The following is a 1,519-nucleotide window of genomic DNA, read 5'->3' on the forward strand; positions in this document are numbered from 1 at the left end:
CGAAAAAGAAAAGTAGTGACCACCAATTCAAGGCATTGGATGCATAAATACAACAATCTAATTAAAATACTGGTAGTTAACGGGCCTGAGCAGGTATGGGTAAGTGATATCACTTATATCCAGCTTAGAAAGCAATGGGGATACCTGAGCCTGATCACGGACGCCTATTCGAAGAAGATCATGGGCTGGGCTTTCAGGAAAGATCTGTCTGCACAGGGCTGCATAGATGCCCTGCGAATGGCTATAGCTGATCGAAAATATCCTCAGAACAAACTGATTCATCATTCTGACAGAGGATCGCAATATTGTAGTAAAAGCTATGTAGGGATACTTACAGATGGAAATATTGCTGTAAGCATGACTGAAAATGGAGATCCGTATGAGAATGCCATAGCGGAGCGGGTAAATGGCATACTAAAAGCAGAGTTTGACTTATATGGAGCACAAACAGGGCTAAGGGAAACCACAAGAAAGATCAGAGACAATATCCAGGTATATAATCAGATAAGACCACATGCCAGCTGTGACTATCTTACACCTGAACAAGCCCACCTTAAACAGGGAGAACTGAAAAAAAGGTGGAAGCCTAAAAAATATAAATCAGATCAAAACACAAATGTATAGTTCACACAGAATTACCAAATTTGGATGTATAGTCAATTCAAAATTAAATCAATAACCTGTATAGCTATATAAGGATAAGACATAAGTTAACCATTGGTTCGGAGATAGTTCGGGGTTGGTTCGGGGTTAGTTCGGACTTGTGACGATTGAGGCCGAACAAAGTCCGACTAAAGGGCGAGGTAATTTCGACGTAATACTTTTCTTGGTATTTACTTTTGATAAGTGGGAACTTAATCGTTCTCTAATAATTTTACCGACATTTTCTCCAATCCTTTTTCATGAAAATATTTTAACCGACGAATTTATTTCACTCACCGATAAAACTTATTTGTTGGCAGAAAAGCCATTTCACAGCATCGATATCCGTGCTACTTTTGATATATAAAAACAAAGGTCATGGAAAATTTAATCAAAAAAAACCACACTGATAAACAAATGGGTTTAGGTATTTTAATCGTAGTTATTGGTGCTGTATTCTTACTTAGAAACACAGGTGTTGATGTGCCACACTGGATTCTTAGCTGGCATACTATTATGTTAGGTGCAGGTTTGTGGATTGGTTACCGTAAAAATTTCCAAGGTAGTGGCTGGCTTGCACTAACGGTAATCGGTGCAATATTTACACTAAAAGATATTACCGTTTTTGATTTCGAAATGTCGAAAATTACAACAGCTTTAGTGTTAATTGGTTTAGGTTTATGGGTGATATTAAAACCTAAGAAATTTAAAAATCTGGATCAGAATTTTCAAAATAACCAGGCAGATATACACAATATGAAAAGCTAAAATTCTTAACTCAATCATATATTCAAAAAAGGGACATTTTTACAGAGGGCACTGAAAAAGTCCCTTTAAGATTGGGTTAGAAAAAAGGAGTAGAAGTTAATAATTTCTG

Annotated in this window: 2 protein-coding genes; both read left to right on the forward strand. The window is 36.7% G+C overall.

The annotated features are described in order from the left end of the window. A partial coding sequence (locus ABD692_RS02165; RefSeq protein ID WP_344764555.1) for an IS3 family transposase occupies positions 1-624 on the forward strand: 624 nt, incomplete at its 5' end. 396 nt (positions 625-1,020) lie between these two features. Beyond that, positions 1,021-1,410, forward strand: coding sequence for a LiaF transmembrane domain-containing protein (locus tag ABD692_RS02170; RefSeq protein WP_344764557.1), 390 nt, complete (start codon positions 1,021-1,023; stop codon positions 1,408-1,410). The last annotated feature ends 109 nt before the right edge of the window (positions 1,411-1,519 follow it).

The organism is Pedobacter ginsengiterrae (assembly GCF_039537385.1).
GTDB classification, from domain to species: Bacteria; Bacteroidota; Bacteroidia; order Sphingobacteriales; family Sphingobacteriaceae; genus Pedobacter; species Pedobacter ginsengiterrae.